Annotated in this window: 12 protein-coding genes; 5 read left to right on the forward strand and 7 right to left on the reverse strand. The window is 61.9% G+C overall.

The window, feature by feature from the left end:
* Positions 1-271: 271 nt before the first annotated feature.
* Both amaA and amaB read right to left on the reverse strand, forming a co-directional pair.
* Complete coding sequence (gene amaA / locus AC1RME_RS11230; RefSeq protein ID WP_493091222.1) at positions 272-1,555, reverse strand: L-pipecolate oxidase; 1,284 nt, start codon at positions 1,553-1,555, stop codon at positions 272-274.
* Between the two features lie 89 nt (positions 1,556-1,644).
* Positions 1,645-3,135, reverse strand: a complete 1,491-nt coding sequence (gene amaB, locus AC1RME_RS11235) for an L-piperidine-6-carboxylate dehydrogenase (RefSeq protein ID WP_096819801.1) — start codon at positions 3,133-3,135, stop codon at positions 1,645-1,647.
* 161 nt (positions 3,136-3,296) lie between these two features.
* Here amaB and AC1RME_RS11240 point away from each other — a divergent pair, with 161 nt between their 5' ends.
* From AC1RME_RS11240 to nadE, 3 genes are all read left to right on the forward strand, one after another.
* The gene (locus tag AC1RME_RS11240; protein WP_096819802.1) at positions 3,297-4,202 is read left to right on the forward strand and encodes a LysR family transcriptional regulator; all 906 of its coding nucleotides are present in this window, start codon (positions 3,297-3,299) and stop codon (positions 4,200-4,202) included.
* A gap of 107 nt (positions 4,203-4,309) precedes the next feature.
* Positions 4,310-5,533 (forward strand): nicotinate phosphoribosyltransferase, encoded by a 1,224-nt coding sequence (pncB, locus tag AC1RME_RS11245; RefSeq protein WP_085685119.1) that lies wholly within the window; start codon positions 4,310-4,312, stop codon positions 5,531-5,533.
* A 4-nt stretch (positions 5,534-5,537) separates the two neighbouring features.
* Positions 5,538-6,365, forward strand: coding sequence for an NAD(+) synthase (gene nadE, locus AC1RME_RS11250; RefSeq protein ID WP_096819803.1), 828 nt, complete (start codon positions 5,538-5,540; stop codon positions 6,363-6,365).
* Positions 6,366-6,420: 55 nt separating this feature from the next.
* Here the strand turns inward: nadE and azu are convergent, their stop codons facing one another.
* The gene (azu, locus tag AC1RME_RS11255; RefSeq protein WP_096819804.1) at positions 6,421-6,867 is read right to left on the reverse strand and encodes an azurin; all 447 of its coding nucleotides are present in this window, start codon (positions 6,865-6,867) and stop codon (positions 6,421-6,423) included.
* A gap of 341 nt (positions 6,868-7,208) precedes the next feature.
* Here azu and AC1RME_RS11260 point away from each other — a divergent pair, with 341 nt between their 5' ends.
* Both AC1RME_RS11260 and AC1RME_RS11265 read left to right on the forward strand, forming a co-directional pair.
* The gene (locus AC1RME_RS11260; protein ID WP_273539032.1) at positions 7,209-7,796 is read left to right on the forward strand and encodes a cytokinin riboside 5'-monophosphate phosphoribohydrolase; all 588 of its coding nucleotides are present in this window, start codon (positions 7,209-7,211) and stop codon (positions 7,794-7,796) included.
* Between the two features lie 68 nt (positions 7,797-7,864).
* A complete protein-coding gene (locus AC1RME_RS11265) occupies positions 7,865-8,044 on the forward strand; it encodes a hypothetical protein (RefSeq protein WP_085732676.1) in 180 nt (59 codons plus the stop codon).
* Positions 8,045-8,113: 69 nt separating this feature from the next.
* Here AC1RME_RS11265 and AC1RME_RS11270 read toward each other — a convergent pair whose 3' ends face one another.
* From AC1RME_RS11270 to AC1RME_RS11285, 4 genes are all read right to left on the reverse strand, one after another.
* On the reverse strand, positions 8,114-9,007 hold the full coding sequence (locus tag AC1RME_RS11270) for a transglutaminase family protein (protein WP_096819806.1): 894 nt from the start codon (positions 9,005-9,007) through the stop codon (positions 8,114-8,116).
* Positions 9,007-11,493 (reverse strand): circularly permuted type 2 ATP-grasp protein, encoded by a 2,487-nt coding sequence (locus AC1RME_RS11275; RefSeq protein WP_493091225.1) that lies wholly within the window; start codon positions 11,491-11,493, stop codon positions 9,007-9,009. The genes AC1RME_RS11270 and AC1RME_RS11275 overlap by 1 nt, the downstream gene beginning before the upstream one ends.
* An 88-nt stretch (positions 11,494-11,581) precedes the next feature.
* The gene (locus AC1RME_RS11280; protein WP_493091227.1) at positions 11,582-14,857 is read right to left on the reverse strand and encodes a transglutaminase family protein; all 3,276 of its coding nucleotides are present in this window, start codon (positions 14,855-14,857) and stop codon (positions 11,582-11,584) included.
* Between the two features lie 211 nt (positions 14,858-15,068).
* Complete coding sequence (locus AC1RME_RS11285; protein ID WP_096819809.1) at positions 15,069-17,381, reverse strand: YgiQ family radical SAM protein; 2,313 nt, start codon at positions 17,379-17,381, stop codon at positions 15,069-15,071.
* Between the last annotated feature and the right edge of the window lie 22 nt (positions 17,382-17,403).

The raw sequence follows: 17,403 nt of genomic DNA on the forward strand, positions 1-17,403 counted from the left end.
AAGTCGCTGCTTTCTTGTTATTTCGACTGTTTCGTTCCCATTTTCATTGGGCGTGCAACCGTCTAAACCGCGGAAGGTGAAACCATTTATTTTTTCAGGCGCAACCCGCACGCGCCATCATTGCAACCGCGGCGCCAAACGACGTGCAACCAGCCTGTAACAGCCCGCGTCACCGAACTGCACACTGCTGGTGCGGGACTGCTACAACCCGCACCATTACAGGCTAGTCGCTACGCCGAAAAGCGCCGCTTCACGCAACATATTTCAACACTCAAATGACAATGCGCAGGCACTGGCCCGCGTGATACAGCGAGAACCCGGCCTCGTACAGACAACTGCGCAAACCCACGCCCGCCAGGGGCTGCATCGGTGCAAAGGGAATCGGCAACGCTTGAGGATTTCCGTTACACAGGTAGTCGGCGAAGGCTTTGCCGACCACGGTGCCGGTGGTCACGCCACGGCCGTTGTAACCGGTGACGGCCACCAGTCCCGGCGCGGGCTCGAACAGGCGCATCAAATGATCGGGAGTAAAAGCGATGCGCCCGGTCCAGGTGCATTCCCACTCCACAGGTTTGAGGTTGGGGAAGTAATGCTGCTGCACCCGGTCGGCCCAGGCCTTGAGGAACCAGGTCGGTTTCTGATTGCCGTTGCCAAGGCTGCCCAGCAACAGACGCCCGTCCTTGTCGCGACGGATGCTGCTCAGCACCTGGCGGGTATCCCACGAGCCCTGACCGCCCGGGAGGATTTCATGGGCGGCATCTTCGGTGAGCGGCACCGAAGCGACCTGATAGTAGTAACCGGGAAAGAAATTGCGTTTGAGTTCGGTCCAGTCGCCTTCGGTGTAGGCGTTGGAAGCGATCACCACTTGTTCGGCGAGCACCGAACCCTGCTCGGTCTGCACCGACCATTTCGGCCCCTGGCGCTCAAGACGCGCGACCGGGGAATGATCGAACATCTGCCCGCCAAGGCTGATGACAGCGTTGGCCAGCCCGGTGACATAAGCCATCGGGTTGAGCGTGCCGGCACGTCGGTCGAGCAACGCGGCGGCAATCTTCTGCGTACCGGTCGCCTGTTCACAGGCCTTGCCGGTCAGCAGTTCGACCGGCGCACCGCGGCGTTTCCATTGTTCTTCGCGACTGCGCAGATCCGCCTCACCCTTGGCGTTGTGCGCCATGTGCAAGGTGCCTTCGCGGCGCAACTGGCAATCGATGTTGTATTTATCCACAAGGCTGAACACCAGCGCCGGCGCCGCACCGAGCATGCGATTGAGCTGACTGCCGACCGCCTCGCCGAACCCGGCCTCGATCTCGTCCGGCGGAATCCACATGCCGGCGTTGACCAGCCCGACGTTGCGCCCGGATCCGCCATGCCCGGTGCGATGGGCTTCGAGCACGCAGACGCTTTTGCCCTTCTCCAACAGATGCAGCGCCGCCGACAGCCCGGTAAACCCGGCGCCGATCACGCAGACATCGACTTTGACCTCGCCCCTGAGCGCCGTGTTATCCGGTCGCTGCGGCGTGAGTTTTTCCCACAGACATTCTTCGCGTAACGGCATTGCCAGACTCCAACAGAAACCTGCCAAACACACCAAAATGACCGTTCCCACGCAGAGCGTGGGAACGGTCGATAGCTTTGAGAAAACTGTCAGTCGAACGTAATGCCCTGTGCCAGCGGCAACTCCAGCGAGTAGTTCACGGTGTTGGTCTGCCGGCGCATGTAGGCGCGCCATGCATCCGAGCCCGACTCGCGACCACCACCCGTCTCTTTCTCGCCACCGAACGCGCCGCCGATTTCCGCGCCGCTCGGGCCGATGTTGACGTTGGCGATGCCGCAATCACTGCCGACCGCCGACATGAATTTCTCGGCCTCGCGCACATCGGTGGTGAAGATGCACGAGGACAGGCCTTGCGGCACGGCATTGTTCAGGCGCAGCGCCTCTTCGAAGTCGCTGTAGCCAACCACGTACAGGATCGGCGCGAAAGTCTCGCTGCACACCACATCGCTCTGCTCCGGCATTTCAACGATGGCCGGCGACACGTAGTAGGCGTTGGGGAATTGGTCTTCCAGTTGGCGCTTGCCGCCGAACACCCGGCCGCCCTCGCTCAGCGCTTGTTCCAGCGCGTCCTGCATGTTTTCGAAGCTGTGTTTGTCGATCAGCGGGCCGATCAGGTTACCTTCCAGCGGGTGACCGATGCGGACCTTGGAGTACGCGGCTTTCAGGCGGGTGACGATTTCTTCTTTCACCGATTCATGGGCGATCAGGCGACGCAACGTGGTGCAACGCTGACCGGCGGTGCCGACGGCGCTGAACAGGATGGCGCGCACGGCCATGTCCAGATCGGCGCTCGGGCCGAGGATCATTGCGTTGTTGCCACCCAGCTCAAGAATGCTGCGGGCGAAGCGTGCGGCGACTTTCGGCGCCACTTCGCGGCCCATGCGAGTGCTGCCGGTGGCGCTGATCAGCGCGACACGCGGGTCATCCACCAGCGCTTCGCCGGCATCGCGACCACCGATGATGACCTGGCACAGATTGGCCGGCGCATCGCTGAAGTTCTTCACCACGCGATCAAACAGCGCCTGACAGGCCAATGCGGTCAGTGGGGTTTTCTCCGAAGGCTTCCACACCACCGGGTTGCCGCAGACCAGCGCCAGCGTGGTGTTCCACGCCCACACCGCGACCGGGAAGTTGAACGCACTGATCACGCCGACCACGCCCAGCGGGTGCCAGGTTTCACGCATGTGGTGGCCCGGGCGCTCGGAAGCGATGGTCAAACCGTACAACTGACGAGACAGGCCGACGGCGAAGTCGCAGATGTCGATCATCTCCTGCACTTCACCCAGGCCTTCCTGAGTAATCTTGCCGGCCTCCCAGGAAACCAGTTCGCCAAGATCATTCTTGTACTCGCGCAGCACTTCGCCGAACTGGCGCACCAGCTCGCCGCGACGCGGGGCCGGCACTTTTCGCCATTGTTCGAACGCATGATCTGCGCGACTGATGTGCTGCTCGACTTCGGCCGGGCCTTCCCAGTTCACGGCGGCGATGCGGCTGCCGTCGATGGGCGAATGCACCGGCACTTTGCCGTTCTGGTACAGGGCCGGGTTCACACCAAGACGATCAAGCAATGCGGCAACCATGGGTCACTCCTCAAGCAAAAAACTGAATGTGTGCGGGCGCGTTTTCACGACCGGGCAGACCTTTAGTTGTAGCGTCAGGAAGGCTGTGCAACAAACGACCTTTACGCGAGATATCATTCCGTTTATTCATGCTGCGCAGAAAGACAAGAAAAGGATCGCCCATGCTGAACAAACGCCACTTGCCGTCGATCACCGCGTTGCAGTGCTTCGAGGCCGTGACCCGGCACCTGAGTTTCACCCGGGCCGCCGAGGAACTGAACCTGACCCAGAGCGCCGTCAGCAAGCAGGTGGCGCAACTCGAAGAATTGTTACAGCACTTGTTGTTCCGTCGGGTACGCCGCCGTTTGCAGATGACCCCGGCCGGCGATCTGTACCTGGTGGAAGTCAGAAAAATCCTGACTCAGGTCGAGATGTCGACCCATTACCTGCGTTCCTACGGCGGCGAGACCGAAGTCCTGCGCGTCTCCACACCCTCGACCTTCGGCGCACGCTGGCTGGTGCCGCGCCTCAAAGGCTGGCGCCTGCGCCATCCGTCGATTCATCTGGACCTGTGCAACGAGCAGGAGGCCGATGACTTGCTGCAAGGGCGCAGCGACCTGGCGTTCTATTTCGGCCAGGGTTCACGCCCCGGCACCGAATGCCTGAAGTTGTTTGGCGAGGAACTGGTGCCGGTCTGCGCACCGAGCAGTCTGCCGGACACTCCGTTGACTGATCCAACGCAACTCACCGATCTGGTCCTGCTGCAGAATGCTTCGCGCCCACAGGCGTGGCACGACTGGTTCGACAGTCAGGGCTACCAGACCGAACACAGCTACCACGGCCCGCGCTTCGAAACCTTTTATATGTGCATCCGCGCCGCGCAGGTCGGCTGCGGCGTCGCCCTGTTACCAAGGTTTCTGGTGGAAGAGGAATTGGCCGACGGCAAACTGGTCATTCCCTGGCAGCATGCAATGCCCAGCACCGATGCGTATTACCTGGCCTACCCGGAACACGCGGCGGAAGTGCCCAAGGTGCGTGATTTCGTGAAGTGGATGCTGGAGCAGATCGACAGTCCTGAGGCGGTCTGAGGCTCAGCGCCGGGATAAAAATCGCTGGCAATCCATACCCCGGATATGAGCCACTAGCGCCATTGATTGATACCGCGCCAATGCGCGGTCCGCCTGGAGACCCCGTTATGAGCGAGAGTGTGTTTGCCGATCGCATCGTGCAGAACCTGCTCGACACCGACTTCTACAAACTGACGATGATGCAGGCGGTGCTGCACAACTACCCCAACGTCGAAGTCGAATGGGAGTTTCGTTGCCGTAACAGTGAAGATCTGCGGCCCTATCTGGCAGAGATCCGCTTCCAGGTCGAGCGTCTGGCCGAGTTGAGCCTGAGCGCCGATCAGTTGAGTTTCCTTGAGCGCATCAGCTTCCTCAAACCTGACTTTCTGCGATTCCTCGGCCTGTTCCGCTTCAACCTGCGCTACCTGCACACCGGCATCGAGAACGGCGAGTTGTTCATCCGTCTGCGCGGGCCGTGGCTGCATGTGATTCTGTTCGAAGTGCCGCTGCTGGCGATCGTCAGCGAAGTGCGCAACCGCTATCGCTACCGCGAAACCGTCCTGGAACAGGCTCGCGAGCAGCTGTACCGCAAGTTCGACTGGCTGACGGCCAACGCCTCGGCCGAAGAGTTGTCGCAGTTGCAGGTCGCCGATTTCGGCACACGCCGACGGTTTTCCTACCGCGTGCAGGAAGAAGTGGTGAACGTGCTCAAGCATGATTTCCCCGGGCGTTTCGTCGGCACCAGCAACGTGCACCTGTCCCGCGAACTGGACATGAAACCGCTGGGCACCATGGCCCACGAATGGATCATGGCCCACCAGCAACTCGGCCCGCGACTGATCGACAGCCAGATTGCCGCACTCGATTGCTGGGTTCGCGAGTACCGCGGCCTGCTGGGGATCGCCCTGACCGACTGCATCACCACCGATGCCTTCCTCGGTGATTTCGATCTGTTCTTCGCCAAGCTGTTCGACGGCTTGCGTCATGATTCCGGGGATCCGGTGCAGTGGGGCGAAAAATGCATCGCTCACTATCACAAGCTCGGCATCGACCCGATGAGTAAGACCCTGGTGTTCTCCGACAGCCTGACGCTGCCCAAGTCGCTGGAGATCTTCCGCGCGCTGCGCGGTCGGATCAATGTCAGCTTCGGCATCGGCACCAACCTGACCTGTGACATTCCGGGTGTCGAACCGATGAGCATCGTGCTTAAAATGACCGCCTGCAACGGCCAACCGGTGGCGAAGATCTCCGACGAGCCGGGCAAGACCCACTGCAAAGACCCGAATTTCGTCGCCTATTTGCGACACGTTTTCCAGGTTCCTGCCGTTTCCAGCCTTTCTAGCAAGGAGTGAATTCATGCAAGCCGTACAGCGTGAGATTGCTGAACAGCTCAACGTTCAGCCGCCGTTCGCCGATTACCAGGCCCTCGAAGCGGAAGTCGCCCGACGCATCACCTTCATCCAGGATTGTCTGACCAATTCCGGGCTCAAGACCCTGGTGCTGGGCATCAGCGGCGGTGTCGACTCGCTGACCGCAGGCCTCCTGGCCCAGCGCGCCATGCGTGAACTGCGCGAGCGCACTGGCGACAACGGCTACAAGTTCATCGCCGTGCGCCTGCCGTACGACGTGCAGTTCGATGAACACGACGCCCAGGCCTCGGTGGACTTCATCGCCCCGGACGAACGCCACACCGTCAACATCGGCCCGGCAGTGAAATCCCTGGCCGGCGAAGTCGCCGCCTTCGAAGGCAAGCACGCAGTGTCGGTGGATTTCGTGCTCGGCAACACCAAGGCGCGGATGCGCATGGTCGCTCAGTACACCATCGCCGGCGCGGCCCATGGCCTGGTGATCGGCACCGATCACGCGGCGGAAGCGGTGATGGGTTTCTTCACCAAGTTCGGTGACGGCGCCTGCGACCTGGCGCCGCTCAGCGGTCTGGTGAAAAATCAGGTCCGGGCCATCGCCCGCAGCTTCGGCGCACCGGAATCGCTGGTGGAAAAAGTGCCGACGGCGGACCTGGAAGACCTGTCGCCGGGCAAACCGGACGAAGCCTCCCACGGCGTGACCTACGCCGAGATCGACGCCTTTCTGCACGGCGAGCCGGTGCGTCAGGAAGCGTTCGACATCATCGTCAACACGTACAAGAAGACCCATCACAAACGCGTCATGCCGTTTGCGCCTTGAATCCAGGGCATAAAAAAAGCGTCCCTCGGGACGCTTTTTTTTGACCGTGTTTTTCTTACTTCACGGTCACTGTGCCTTTCATCATCGAGATGTGGCCCGGGAACGAACAGAAGAAACCGTAATCGGTGCCGGCTGTCAGTTTCGATACGTCGATGGTCAGCGAATCTTTCTCGCCGGCGCCAATGATCTTGGTGTGGGCGATGACGCGCTCGTCACCGTCCTTCAGGTAGTTCTTGTCGATGCCCGCGGCCAGGCCGTCAGTGGCGATCGGCTGCATGTCAGCGGTCTTGCTGACCACCAGGTTGTGGCCCATGACGTTCTTCGGCAAGCTGCCGGAATGGGTCAGTTCGACGGTGAAAGTCTTGCAGCTCTTGTCGATCACGATCTCCTTGGTGGTGAAGGACATCTGGTCGGTGGAGTCAACGGTGGTTTTGCACTCGGCAGCCATCAATTGGCTGCTGGCCAGCGCCAGCAGGGATACCGCAACAACTTTGGAAAACATGGTGAATCTCCAAGGCAGGGTTAACAAAAACACGAATGGGGGAAAGACTGCCTGAAATCTTCGCAAGTTCCTATGACTTGAGTCAAAAATTGTATACAACTTTCAGGCTATGACACTCATCGAAACAATCTAACAGCCAGACGTTTGGCCGGGCCGTATCTTCAGGGCTCAACTCTCATCTGGAGCATCAGTCATGTCCTTCAACAGTCTGTTGTGCAGCCTGCTCGCCGCCTACGCCTGTGGCGCCAGCGGCACCTATGAAACCCCGAAACGCGAAGTCTAGCCCTTGGATCAAGGCGTGCCAGCCATTACCCTGTGACGGATTGACCCAGGAGGAAGGCATGTCTCTCACATCCGTTTGTGTATTTTGCGGTGCCAACGCCGGCACCACCCCGGCGTACACCGAAGCCGCTATCGCCCTCGGCAAAGCCATTGCCGAGCGCAAACTGACGCTGGTCTACGGCGGTGGCGCTGTCGGCCTGATGGGGATTGTCGCGGATGCCGCACTGGCGGCCGGCGGTGAAGTGATCGGCATCATTCCGCAGAGCCTGATGGACAAGGAAATCGGTCACAAGAGCCTGTCGCGCCTGGAAGTCGTCGACGGCATGCACGCCCGCAAGGCGCGGATGGCCGAGCTCAGCGATGCGTTCATCGCCCTGCCGGGTGGCCTCGGCACGCTTGAAGAGCTGTTCGAAGTCTGGACCTGGGGCCAGCTCGGCTACCACGGCAAGCCGCTGGGCCTGCTGGAAGTGAACGGTTTCTACAGCAAACTCACCGCATTTCTCGATCACATCGTCGGCGAAGGCTTCGTTCGCGCACCGCACCGTGACATGCTGCAAGTGAGCGAATCGCCGCAATCGCTGCTCGATGCTCTCGACCAGTGGCAGCCGACCGTCACGCCAAAGTGGGTCGACCAGAAACCCGGTTAACCCCCGGGCACCGATACAGGGCAGAATACGCGCCGCTCAACCTCACCTTCGACCCAAGAGGATCGCCCATGGCCAAACCCAATTACTCCTTCGCCAAGCGTCAACGTGACCTGGCCAAGGAACAGAAGAAAGAGGAAAAGCTTCAGCGCAAGAAACAGATGGCTGAAGAAGCGGCACTGAACCCTGACGGTGAAGTGGCGACCGATGATGATGTTGATGCACCGAAAGACCCGGCGCCCGACGCCTGAGCAACACCGCAGGACCACTGAACGCAAAACCTGCAGGATCGGGCTTGCCCGCTCCTGCAGTGTGCTTCATCACTCATTCAGTGGCATCACCGTGACCCGGACCTCGGGATCATGGCTCCCCCCTCCCAGAATCACCCCCCGCAACGGCGACACATCGGAGAAGTCCCGGCCCCAGGCCAAGGTGATGTGCTCCAGTGCCGGTTGCACATTGTTGGTCGGATCGAAATCCACCCAGCCCAAGACCGGACAAAACACCGACACCCAGGCATGGGACGCATCGGCGCCGATCAATCGCGGTTGCCCCGGTGGTGGCCGTGTCAGCAGATAGCCGCTGATGTAGCGCGCCGCCAATCCTCGGGAACGCACGCAGGCCAGCATCAGGTGGGCAAAGTCCTGACAGACCCCGCGCCGCCGCTCCAGCACCTCGACCAGCGGAGTCGCGACTTGCGTCGCCTCGGCATCGAAGGTGAACTCGTCGAAGATCTTTTCCATCAACGCCTGCACGCCCAGCAGCAACGGTCGCCCAGGCGGAAAACAGCTTTCGGAGAACTCGACGAAACTGCGTTTCAAGTGAACGTAGGGTGACTGAAACCGGTAGCGACAAGCCTCCAGCAGCTCAGCGGACAACGGCTGACTGCTGTAGGTCAGCGCATTGCGCGTCAATTCCCAAGCCGGGGACAGATTGAAATCCAGCGCCGGCCTCGCCAGCACCTCGACCGTCAGCCGTGCGTTGACCTGCAATTCATCATGAGGCCGTTCGAACGCCAGGCGTGTCAGCGGATTGCCGAACACATCCTGTTCGTCACGACGTGCGGTCGGCTCCGGACTGATCAGCAATTGTTGCTCGGTGCAGCGCTGCCAGGCGCATTCCCGGGGCCACAGGTGTGCGAGCTGCTGTGCCAGCGAGACCGGGCTGTCGTAGTGATAACAAGTGTCGTGAAGGATCTGGTAGTGGGCATTCATCAGACGGACACCGTGCGCTGGCTGACATCATCGACATGGGCGAAATGGCGCAGGGCCAGACGATCGGACACCTGGCCGCTGGCGTCGGCGATGTCTTGCAGCAGATCCGCCAGCCCGTCGAGGGCCGCACGTACGCTGGATTCGCCGAACAGGGGATTTTCCAGACACCCTAGGTCGAAGCGCGCGAGACGCTCGACCAGTTCTGGCAACCCGGCCTCCCTCGGCACACCGAAATCATCGTTCAGACGCTTGAGGGTGCGCGTCACCAGTTTCAACTGGAACAACACCGCATGGGGGTTCTGCTCGTCCAGCAGCAACAGGTCGAGCACCGGAATCAACTGCGCCACCGCCAGATAGCGCGAACGATAGGTGATGCTGCTGTTGCCCAGTTCCAGCAACCACTCAAGCCCCGCTTGATCGAACGCCCCGGCGCCGCGCAGGAAACCCGCGAGACTGCTACTGAGAAATTGCAGACGCTCGATGCGCCGGCCGATCATCAGGAAGCGCCAGCCTTCGTCACGGGTCATGTCGTCGAGGGCAAACCCGGACAGCGCCGCCAGCGACATCACCAGCCGGTTGAGAAAATCCAGCAGCTCGCCAAAGTCCGGCTCGTCGGTGTCCAGTTCCGTCGCCTCGCGCTGCAACTCCACCAGCGCCTGCCAGTTCTCCCGCGAGAGCTTGCCGCGCACCTGCGACGCCGCCCACTGCAAGCGTTGCAGGTTGGAACGCAAGCTGAACGACCAGTCCTCGCCGAGCAAAGCCGCGAGCAGGCGCTCCGGCAGCTCGCCTTCGTCTGGCAGCAGCATCAGCCGCTCACCGAGCTCCACGGCAGCCTGCAGGGCCTGCGGATCATCACCGTCGACGTACCGCGCCAGCATGATCCGCAACAACCGCGCGCTGTCGTCACAGCGCTCGCAGTAACGGCCGAACCAGAACAGGTTTTCCACCACCCGCGACGGCAGATAGGGATCGCGCCGCACCAGATCAGGCACACCGATGTTGCGCTGGGCCTTCCATTGTTCACCGCTTGGCGGCCGCTCGCCCAGCACCCAGGTGTCCTTGCTCGCGCCGCCGCGCTGCATCGACACCACTTCGGCATCGGCTTCGGCCGCCACCCGGGTCAGGCCACCGGGCAGCACTCGATAGCCGTCGCGACTGGCCACCGCGTACATGCGCATGCCGATGGCTCGCGGTTGCAACTGGCCGTCCTCGGGCTGCCAGATCGGCGCGTGGGACAGTTGCGCAAGTTCTTGCGCGACATAGGCATAAGGCCGCGCCTGCATGCGCTCGGCGAGACTCTGGCGCTGTTTTTCGCTCAAATCACGTCCGAAAACGGGCGCAAAACTCTGGGATGGGAAAGCCGGTTTGATCAGCAGTTCCGGCAATTTTTCCAACGCTTGGGCCATTACCGGCGCCTCCCCACACCACCAGGTGGCGATGGAGGGCAGGATCAGTTCTTCGCCGAACAGGTGCTGATTGATCTTCGGCAAGAAACCCAGCAGCCCCGGCGACTCCAGCACGCCGCTGCCCAGCGCGTTGGCCACCAGCACCCGGCCCTGACGCACGGCCTCAAGCAGCCCGGGAACGCCCAGCGCCGAATCCGTGCGCAGTTCCAGCGGATCGCAGAAGTCATCGTCGAGCCGACGCATGATCGCGTGAACCCGACGCAGGCCACTGAGGGTTTTCAGGTAGACCGTGGCATCGCGCACCGTCAGGTCACCGCCCTCCACCAGCGGATAGCCGAGCTGGCGCGCGAGATAAAGATGTTCGAAATAGCTTTCGTTGAAACGCCCCGGGGTCAGCAACACCACCAGCGGCGCGTCATCGTCGCAGGGTGCCTGACGGGCCAGCGTTTCCTGCAAGGTACGGAAGAATCCGGCCAGATGCTGCACTTTCAAGTCCCGGTACAGCTCGGGGAAGGCCCGGGACACGATGGTGCGGTTTTCCAGCGCATAGCCGGCACCGGACGGCGCCTGGGTTCGATCCGCCGTCACCCACCAGCGCCCGTCCGGTGTGCGCGCCAGATCCACGGCATACAGATGCAGAAAGGCCCCGTCCGGTGGCGAGATACCCTGACAGGGCCAGAGGAAGTTGTTGTGGCCGAACACCAGCTCCGCCGGCAGCAACCCTTCGCTGATCAGCCGCTGCGGACCGTACAGATCCGCCAACACCGCATTGAGCAGGCGCGCGCGCTGGGCGATCCCGGCCGACAGCTGTTGCCACTCGTCAGCGGCGATCACGTGGGGCAGCAGGTCGAGTTCCCACGGACGATCCGCGCCCTTGGGGTCGGCATAGACGTTGTAGGTGACACCGTTTTCCTGAATCTGCCGGGTCAGCAATGCCTGACGCTGCACCAGTTGCGTCGGGGTGCTGCGCTGCAATTGGTCGAACAGTCGCTGCCAGTGCGGACGCACCGCCCCGCCGGCGTCGAGCAGTTCGTGGTAAGTGCCCGCCGTCAGCGGGTAGCGGTCAAGCAGGTCAGGCATGGAAAGCTCGGCAGCCAGCAAGGAACGGTCAGACTAACGCAGGCACATGACGCCCGGATATACGAAAAATCCGGGCGTCGCGTACGATCTAAAAGCGTCGCAAATCGAGAGTCATCGGTAGCTCGTCGTTCGTTTCGACAATGGGTATAGGAAGTTTCCCCGGCGTGTGCCCGATGCGGAAGAAACGCGCCATGCGCCGGCTCTCCGCTTCGTTGGCGTTGACCGGCAACGTCTCGTAATTGCGCCCGCCCGGATGGGCGACGTGGTACTGGCAGCCGCCCAGCGAACGCTGCATCCAGGTGTCGAGCAGGTCGAACACCAGCGGCGCATGCACCGGGATCGTCGGTTGCAGGCAGTTGGCCGGTTGCCACGCACGGAAACGCACACCGGCGACAAACTCGCCGACCCGCCCGGTCGGTTGCAGCGGTACCGGGAGGCCATTGCAGGTCAGCAGATAACGCTGCGGCGGCAGCCCCGTGAGCTTGACCTGCAGACGCTCCAGCGATGAATCGACGTAACGCACCGTGCCGCCCGCCGCGCCCTCCTCGCCCAGCACATGCCAGGGCTCAAGGGCCTGACGCAACTCCAGCTCGATGCCGTTGACGGCGTAATCGCCGACCTTGGGAAAACGGAACTCCAGATGCGCAGCGAACCATTCGGCACGCAGCGGATAACCGGCATTGTTGAGTTCGACGATGACGTCGGCAAAGTCCTGTTCGATGAAGTGCGGCAGCAGGAAGCGGTCATGCAACTCGGTGCCCCAGCGCGCCAGTTTCGGCGGCGCATAGGGCTCGCGCCAGAACCGCGCCACCAGTGCCCGCAGCAACAGCTGCTGAGCCAGGCTCATGCGCGCATGGGGCGGCATTTCGAACGCACGCAACTCCAGCAGACCGAGACGCCCGGTGGCGCCATCCGGTGAATACAGTTTGTCGATACAGAACTCGGCGCGGTGGGTGTTGCCGGTGACGTCGATCAGCAGATTGCGCAGCAAGCGATCCACCAACCATGGTGCGCACGCTTCTCCCGGCGCCGGCATTTGCGCGAAGGCGATTTCCAGCTCGTACAGCGCATCGTTGCGCGCTTCATCGACTCGCGGTGCTTGAGAAGTCGGGCCGATAAACAGTCCGGAAAACAGGTAGGACAGCGACGGATGGTTGTGCCAATAGCTGATCAGGCTGCGCAGCAGATCCGGGCGTCGCAGGAACGGTGAGTCGGCCGGCGTCGCGCCGCCGAGCACAAAATGGTTACCGCCGCCCGTACCAGTGTGGCGCCCGTCGATCATGAATTTCTCGGTGGACAGTCGGGTCTGGCGCGCCTCCTCGTACAGGAACTCCGTGCGCTCGACCAACTCGTCCCACGTCGCGGACGGCTGGACGTTGACCTCGATCACGCCGGGATCCGGGGTGATGCGAAAGTTGCTCAGGCGCGGATCGCTCGGCGGCTCGTAGCCTTCCAGCAGCACTGGACAGTGCAGTTCCTCGGCAGTGGCTTCGATGGCGGCCACCAGTTCCAGATAATCCTCGACCCGTTCCAGCGGCGGCATGAACAGATACAACCGGCCTTCTCGTGCCTCGGCGCAGAACGCGGTGCGGGTCAGCCAGTCGGCGGATTCGTCGATCTTTGGCGCCCGTTCATCCGCCGCAGCCGACGCATCGTGTCGATTGAGTTGCGCCGTGTCGGGCAGTTCGGGGAAATCCTGATTCGGGTCGTTCGGATGAATGAACGGATACTCCGCCGCCTTCACCCAAGGCTGCGAACCCAATGGCAGGCGATAACCGAGCGGTGAATCCCCCGGCACCAGCCGGCAATGCTCATCGCGCAGATACCAGCGCCCGCTCTGCCATTGATCGCCCTTGGCGGTGCGTGCCAGCGGCAGCACCTGACCGATGACCTTGTCCAGCCCCTGACTGAACACCTTGCGCAGGCGCGCACGTTCCAGCGGCTCCTCCAGACGCGAGTCTTCGGCGCTGACGTTGCTCGGCAAGGCGCCCTCGCGCCAGAGGTAATAGAAATTGTCTTCGTAGGCCGGAAACACAAAACGTGTCGGCAGTTTCAGGCGTTCGGCGACACTCGCCAGAAAGCGCCCGGCCAATGCGCCATCGGCGCCGTAGTCCTGCTGCTCATCGGCGATCAACGCGGTGTTGTGCCAGATCGGCAGGCCGTCGCGGCGCCAGTAGCAATTCAGCGACCAGCGCGGCAATTGCTCGCCCGGATACCACTTGCCCTGACCGAAATGCACCAGCCCTTTTGGCGCGTAGTGTTTGCGCATGCGCTGGAACAGTTCGGCGGAGAGCCGGCGCTTGTCCGGGCCCAGCGCGGCGGTGTTCCATTCGGCGCCATCCAGGTCATCGATGGACACGAAGGTCGGCTCGCCGCCCATGGTCAGACGCACATCGCCTTCCAGCAGGTCGGCATCAATCTGCCGGCCCAGCGCCTGGATCGCCAGCCATTGCTCATCGGTGTAGGGCTTGGTGACCCGAGGAGCTTCCCAGATCCGCTCCACGGACATTTCGTGGCTGAACTCACATTCGCAAGGCTCCACAAGACCGCTGATCGGCGCCGCCGAGGACGGATCGGGACTGCAGGCCAACGGGATATGCCCTTCCCCGGCGAACAGCCCGGAGGTGGCATCGAGGCCGATCCAGCCGGCGCCGGGCAAGTACACCTCGCACCAGGCATGCAGATCGGTGAAGTCCACTTCGGTGCCGGAGGGGCCGTCGAGGCTTTTCACGTCGGCGGTCAGTTGAATCAGGTAACCGGAGACGAAACGCGCCGCCAGCCCGAGATTGCGCAGCAGTTGCACCAGCAACCATGCCGAATCGCGGCAGGAGCCGGAGGCGTGTTCGAGGGTGTACTCCGGGGTTTGCACGCCCGGTTCCATGCGGATCAGGTAATTGATGTCCTCGCTCAGGCGCTGGTTGAGCGCCACCAGGAAGTCCACGGCCGGCAGCGGAGTGCGGTCGATGGCGTCCAGGTAGGCCTTGAGTTTTGGCGTCAGCGGCAGGGTTTCGAGGTACGGCGCCAGTTCCTTGCGTTCATCGGCGGCGTAGGCAAAGGGGATTTTCTCGGCGTAGGGCTCGAGGAAAAAGTCGAACGGGTTGAACACCGCCATCTCGGCCAGCAGGTCGACCTCGATCCGCAGCTCGGCGGTTTTCTCGGGGAACACCAGCCTCGCCAGGTAGTTGCCCTGAGGGTCCTGCTGCCAGTTGATGAAGTGCTGCTCGGGCGAGACTTTCAGCGCATACGACAGAATCCGCGTGCGGCTGTGGGCAGCCGGGCGCAGACGCACGATCTGCGGGCCGAGTTCGACAGCGCGGTCGTAGCGGTAATGCGTGACGTGATGCAATGCGACATGAATCGACACGGCGTGCCTCCTGCGAGCCTAAGCGTATTGGAAAGCGCGCAAGACTTATGCCATGCAGAGGCTTGGGCGCTTTCCCGGAATGCTCAAGGCAGTACAGCACCAAAATCGGGCGATGCGGTGAAATGGTTTGGCACAGTTGCACGCAAATGTTGCGAGGCACAACGCAAAACGCCAACCCGAAGGTTGGCGTTCTGTTTACATCAACAACGATTCAGCGTGGCACTACAGGCTTCTTCGTCGGCTTCGGCCCCTTGCCTTTCGCCGCGTCCTTGCGCTCCTTGGCAGCCTGCTGGTTGCGGGCGAATGCCGCAGCCTTGGCCTGCTCACGCTTGTCCCACGGATTACCGCCGTCGCTGGCGCGGGGTGGCAGACCGGTGTGCTGGGTGAGGATCTTGGTGGTCTTCTCTTTCACATCCTTCGCCACTTTATGGCTGCCGGACGGCGTCGAGTTCTTGCGACGGGCACTCTGATAGCTGTCGGTGGCCGGCTGATGCGTCGGAATCAACTGGTTCTTGCCCGGCCCGATCAGGTCAGCGCGGCCCATGCGGATCAGCGCTTCACGCAGCATCGGCCAGCCTTTCGGGTCGTGATAACGCAGGAACGCCTTGTGCAGACGACGCTGCTCCTCGCTCTTGACGATGGTCACGCCGTCGCTCTTGTAGGTGACCTTGCGCAGCGGGTTCTTGCCCGAGTGGTACATCGCGGTGGCGGTGGCCATCGGCGAAGGGTAGAACGCCTGCACCTGGTCGGCACGGAAGCCGTTGCCCTTGAGCCACAAGGCGAGGTTCATCATGTCTTCGTCGGTGGTGCCCGGGTGCGCGGCGATGAAGTACGGAATCAGGTACTGCTCTTTCCCCGCTTCCTTGGTGTACTTCTCGAACATGCGCTTGAAGCGATCGTACGTGCCGATCCCCGGCTTCATCATCTGGTTGAGCGGACCTTCCTCGGTATGTTCCGGGGCGATCTTCAGGTAACCGCCGACGTGGTGGGTCACCAGCTCTTTGACGTACTCCGGCGACTCGACCGCGAGGTCGTAACGCAGGCCAGAGGCGATCAGGATCTTCTTCACACCCGGCAACGCACGGGCGCTGCGATACAGCTGAATCAGCGACGAGTGGTCGGTGTTCAGGTTCGGGCAGATGCCCGGGAACACGCAGGACGGCTTGCGGCACGCGGATTCGATTTCCGGGCTCTTGCAGGCGATGCGGTACATGTTCGCGGTCGGGCCGCCGAGGTCGGAAATGACGCCGGTGAAACCCGGCACCTTGTCGCGGATCTCTTCGATTTCGCGAATGATCGACTCTTCGGAGCGGTTCTGGATGATCCGGCCTTCGTGCTCGGTGATCGAGCAGAAGGTGCAGCCGCCGAAGCAGCCACGCATGATGTTCACCGAGAAGCGGATCATGTCGTAGGCCGGGATCTTTTCCTTGCCGTACGCAGGATGCGGGATACGTGCGTAAGGCATGCCGAACACGTAGTCCATTTCTTCGGTGGTCATCGGAATCGGTGGCGGGTTGAACCAGACGTCGACTTCGCCGTGTTTCTGCACCAAGGCACGGGCGTTACCCGGGTTGGTTTCCAGGTGCAGCACACGGTTGGCGTGGGCGTACAGGACCGCATCACCACGTACTTTCTCCATCGACGGCAGGCGGATCACGGTCTTGTCGCGCGTCATCTTCGGGCTGGCCAGGATCTGCACGACCTTGGCTTCTTCCGGATCTTCAACCGGCCCCTTCTCTTGCTCGATGGCGCAAGCCTGAGTGTCCTGGGTGTTGACGTACGGGTTGATGATCTTGTCGATCTTGCCCGGACGGTCGATGCGCGTGGAGTCGACTTCGTACCAGCCCGCAGGGGTGTCGCGACGGATAAACGCGGTGCCACGGACATCGGTGATGTCTTCGATCTTGTGACCGTAGGACAGACGCTGGGCGACTTCGACGATCGCGCGCTCGGCGTTGCCGTACAGCAGGATGTCGGCGCTGGCGTCGATCAGGATCGAGTTGCGCACGCGATCCTGCCAGTAGTCGTAGTGGGCGATGCGGCGCAGGGAGGCTTCGATGCCGCCGAGCACGATCGGCACGTGCTTGTAGGCTTCCTTGCAGCGCTGGCTGTAGACCAGGCTCGCGCGATCCGGACGTTTGCCCGCCATGCCACCCGGGGTGTAGGCGTCGTCGGAACGGATTTTCTTGTCCGCGGTGTAGCGGTTGATCATCGAGTCCATGTTGCCGGCCGCGACGCCGAAGAACAGGTTCGGCTCGCCGAGCTTCATGAAGTCGTCTTTGGACTGCCAGTTCGGCTGGGCAATGATCCCGACGCGGAAGCCTTGCGACTCCAGCAGCCGGCCGATGATCGCCATGCCGAACGACGGGTGATCGACGTAGGCATCTCCCGTCACAATGATGATGTCGCAGGAATCCCAGCCGAGCTGATCCATCTCCTCCCTGCTCATCGGCAGGAATGGTGCCGGCCCGAAACATTCGGCCCAGTATTTTGGATAGTCAAATAACGGCTTGGCTGCTTGCATGTCGATGACCGGTGTTGAGGTG

It is taken from the genome of Pseudomonas sp. GW822-FHT03F08 (assembly GCF_058801265.1).

Excerpts from the sequence above, each read along its gene's own strand:
- AC1RME_RS11270 (WP_096819806.1), bottom strand. The coding sequence starts at position 9,007 with ATGAATGCCCACTACCAGATCCTTCACGACACTTGTTATCACTACGAC.
- AC1RME_RS11240 (WP_096819802.1), top strand. The coding sequence starts at position 3,297 with ATGCTGAACAAACGCCACTTGCCGTCGATCACCGCGTTGCAGTGCTTC.
- pncB (WP_085685119.1), top strand. The coding sequence starts at position 4,310 with ATGAGCGAGAGTGTGTTTGCCGATCGCATCGTGCAGAACCTGCTCGAC.
- AC1RME_RS11275 (WP_493091225.1), bottom strand. The coding sequence starts at position 11,493 with ATGCCTGACCTGCTTGACCGCTACCCGCTGACGGCGGGCACTTACCAC.
- AC1RME_RS11285 (WP_096819809.1), bottom strand. The coding sequence starts at position 17,381 with ATGCAAGCAGCCAAGCCGTTATTTGACTATCCAAAATACTGGGCCGAA.
- azu (WP_096819804.1), bottom strand. The coding sequence starts at position 6,867 with ATGTTTTCCAAAGTTGTTGCGGTATCCCTGCTGGCGCTGGCCAGCAGC.
- AC1RME_RS11260 (WP_273539032.1), top strand. The coding sequence starts at position 7,209 with ATGTCTCTCACATCCGTTTGTGTATTTTGCGGTGCCAACGCCGGCACC.
- amaA (WP_493091222.1), bottom strand. The coding sequence starts at position 1,555 with ATGCCGTTACGCGAAGAATGTCTGTGGGAAAAACTCACGCCGCAGCGA.
- nadE (WP_096819803.1), top strand. The coding sequence starts at position 5,538 with ATGCAAGCCGTACAGCGTGAGATTGCTGAACAGCTCAACGTTCAGCCG.
- amaB (WP_096819801.1), bottom strand. The coding sequence starts at position 3,135 with ATGGTTGCCGCATTGCTTGATCGTCTTGGTGTGAACCCGGCCCTGTAC.
- AC1RME_RS11265 (WP_085732676.1), top strand. The coding sequence starts at position 7,865 with ATGGCCAAACCCAATTACTCCTTCGCCAAGCGTCAACGTGACCTGGCC.